This is a genomic window from Yeosuana sp., from assembly GCF_057126245.1.
In genome coordinates, this window is record NZ_DBNGMQ010000057.1 from 1 (window position 1) to 3,236 (window position 3,236).

Annotated in this window: 2 protein-coding genes and 1 tRNA gene; 1 reads left to right on the forward strand and 2 read right to left on the reverse strand. The window is 33.5% G+C overall.

Annotated elements, in window-relative coordinates:
• Positions 1 to 47 precede the first annotated feature (47 nt).
• Positions 48 to 194, reverse strand: a complete 147-nt coding sequence (locus AC15TD_RS07300) for a hypothetical protein (protein WP_484451481.1) — start codon at positions 192 to 194, stop codon at positions 48 to 50.
• Positions 195 to 578: 384 nt separating this feature from the next.
• On the opposite strand from AC15TD_RS07300, the gene AC15TD_RS07305 reads away from it, so the two are divergent.
• A complete protein-coding gene (locus tag AC15TD_RS07305; protein WP_484451482.1) occupies positions 579 to 2,825 on the forward strand; it encodes a T9SS type A sorting domain-containing protein in 2,247 nt (748 codons plus the stop codon).
• Between the two features lie 82 nt (positions 2,826 to 2,907).
• Here AC15TD_RS07305 and AC15TD_RS07310 read toward each other — a convergent pair.
• A tRNA-Arg gene (locus AC15TD_RS07310) sits at positions 2,908 to 2,979 on the reverse strand.
• Positions 2,980 to 3,236: the final 257 nt, after the last annotated feature.

Here is a 3,236-nt window from a genome sequence, read left to right on the forward strand (position 1 = left end):
GACTATATCTTTTTAAACTACTGACTATCAATAATGTTTATTCATTTTTATATCGAACTCAGGTTTATAATATCACTTTCATCTTGCTGAGATGAGCCATTTGTAACAGCTAATGAATTAAATTGTAATTGTTGTGCGTGCACCGAATCGATTACTCCTAAAATAAAAAATAAACATGGTATATATTTATTCATCCGAGTAAGTTGACTATTTGTTAAGTATCTACCAAATTAAACAAGCAAAAACCAAAATTAATGATTGAAATACCATTAAATATGGGTATTTGTTACATTAAGATAGTTTATTGTTACACCGGAATACAAGCCAAAAATCAATTCATTCTATATTTGAAAAGTTAAATTTTGTTATAATTTGATTCAACTATAAACAACGTGTCTTCTACTGTTATTTTTTATAACTCAAGAGTTGTTTCTACTATAAAATCAAATTGGAAGTAAGAACGTGTTCGGTTTCCAATTACAACCATACAAATAGATTTAACAAAAATTTTAATTTAAAAACAAGAATATTAACTATATCTGAATTTAAACATGTTATCACAAATTAAACCCGCTAAAATGAAAAAATCAATTTTACTATTATTGTTAATGCCTCTTTTAACATTCTCACAAACCTATAATTTCAATTCAGATGTTGTTGGTAATGTGCCAAGTAATGTGACAGTAAGCAATGGTACCGTACAGGTTTCTGCACATTCTACTCAAGGAAACGGGATGGAAGTAGCAGCCGGGAGCGCGCTTAACGCTATTGTTAGTATGGATTTGTTTCCTTCTTCTGCTAATTATTCTGTAGTCTGGAAAGAAACCTATACCTCGGTTAGAAGAAGTGGTTTTTTACTGCGTGGTACGGGTTCTAACGCTATTGCTAATTCTCCTGGATTAAAGCAAGGCTATTTGTTTCAATCAAATACTACTTCTGGAGACTGTAGGATTTACAGATCAAACGCTTCTGGTTTTACCCAACTTGCAACAACTACTGCTCTTAAAGCACCAGGAGTAGATACACCACGTTGGTTTAAGGCCAATGTTGATGGAAGTACCCTAACGTTAGATTATTCTGATAATGGGACGACATTTACTAATGTAATAACAACAACTGATGCTACTTACGCATCTGGTACAACGCAATATGTGTTAGGATTTGGTCAGGGTGCTGGAGGCATGTATATAGATGATGTGACTTTTGAGGCTGGTGTATCTCCGAGTGATATTAGTATAGAAAACATAAGCCCATATCAAGTGATTCAAAGAGATGCTTCTGGGAAAGCAGCTATTTTGGTTGAAGGGGTATATATTGGAACGCCTACTAGTATTGAAGCAAGATGGAACGGTAATGCCGCTTGGACACCTTTAACTTTGGATGCTAATGGTGCCGGAACATTTTCTGGAACTTTATTAAATCAACCACAAGGTCAAGGCGTTTTAGAAGTTAGATTTTCTAATAATCCACTTATTATAAATTCAGTAGCTAATGTAGGTATTGGTGATATCTATATTATTGCAGGACAAAGCAATGCATCTGGTAGAGGGCTTACACTTAACACCTATACCCATGGAAGTTTAAAAGCAACGGTTTTTGGTAATAATGATACATGGGCAGAACTTACAGACCCTGTAGATTCTAACTCAGGCCAAGTGGATGGTGTGAGTTCAGATAATGCCGTTGGAAGCCCTTGGCCCTTAGTTGCAACAAGCATTATGGCATCTCAAAATGTGCCTGTTGCATTTGTTCCAACAGCAAAAGGAGGCTCATCTATTCAAGAATGGCAACCAGGAGCAAATCATGCTAATGCTTCTACACTATATGGGTCAATGAATAGGAGAATAACAGCTGTTGGTGGTAATGTTAAAGCTATTTTGTTTTTTCAAGGAGAAAAAGATGCCAATAATGGAACTTCACAAGCTAATTATACTACACTACTTAATAATTTTATAAATACCGTTGATACTGATTTTTCTGGACTTAAAACTATGGTCGGACAAATTGGACATTCAAGTTATAGCGAAGATTTAGTAAGAGCTGGACAAATTAGTGTATTACAAACAAATAGTAAGGCCATTTTAGGACCTGTAACCTATGATATTAATTTATCTGATGAAGGTGGAGATACCTTACACTTTAAGTCTAACTCTGATATGGCAGAGTTTGCTAGAAGATGGTATAAAGCCATAGAAAAAGCATTTTACAGTGGAACAAATGGATATGGCCCTATTGTTGACAGTGAGAATATATTATATAGTGTATCCCAGAATAAAATAACCGTTCCATTTACTGATGATACGACACCTGTAATTAACCCTGCGTCTACAGTTACAGCGACCGCTTTCAATTTAAAAAATAATGGTGTGACTATTGGAATTTCATCTTTAGCAATCGTTAATAATACTATTGAGTTGACACCAGCAACAGAATTAAATATTCTACAAACCATTACCCTATCTTATGCATTGCAAGATGCTGCTGTAGATAATGCTATTTATGATAATGAAAACCTACCCGCCGAAAACTTTTATAACCTTACCGTCAGTACGAATGCCGCGCTTGGAATTATTAAAAATAATTTTGGAAATAAACTAGTGATTTATCCTAACCCAACAAACGGGATTTTTTCAATAGACTTGGGGAATACCTGCAAATCTGTAAAAGTTACAATAATGGATTTAAGTGGGAAACAAATTCAAACTAAGAATTATAATAATAGTCAATTATTAGACTTGAATATAGAATCAAAATCAGCTGGAATTTATTTAATGGCTATTGAATCTGGCGAAAATAAAGCTATAATAAAATTGTTAAAAAAATAATAAACTTATTTATAGCCCGTTGTGCATTTTGATTTGATAAGCACCCTTAAAAATGCTAATTGGTCAAAAAATGTTTTAAAAGTGACTCCGCCAAGATTCGAACTTGGATCTAAAGTTTAGGAAACTTTAGATCCATCCCTTGAACTATGGAGCCAAAAACAAAAATTTACACATTAATGTAAATATCAACCGCATACGTCTTTGCGAGGGAGGAACGACCGTGGCAATCTGTTTATAAATAATAAGATTGTCACATTTTACTTTAAAAAAGTAAAAATCACAATGACTATATCTTTTTAAACTACTGACTATCAATAATGTTTATTCATTTTTATATCGAACTCAGGTTTATAATATCACTTTCATCTTGCTGAGATGAGCCATTTGTAACAGCTAATGAATTAAATTGTA

Coding starts and splice junctions, on each gene's coding strand:
- AC15TD_RS07300 (WP_484451481.1), bottom strand. CDS start 194: ATGAATAAATATATACCATGTTTATTTTTTATTTTAGGAGTAATCGAT.
- AC15TD_RS07305 (WP_484451482.1), top strand. CDS start 579: ATGAAAAAATCAATTTTACTATTATTGTTAATGCCTCTTTTAACATTC.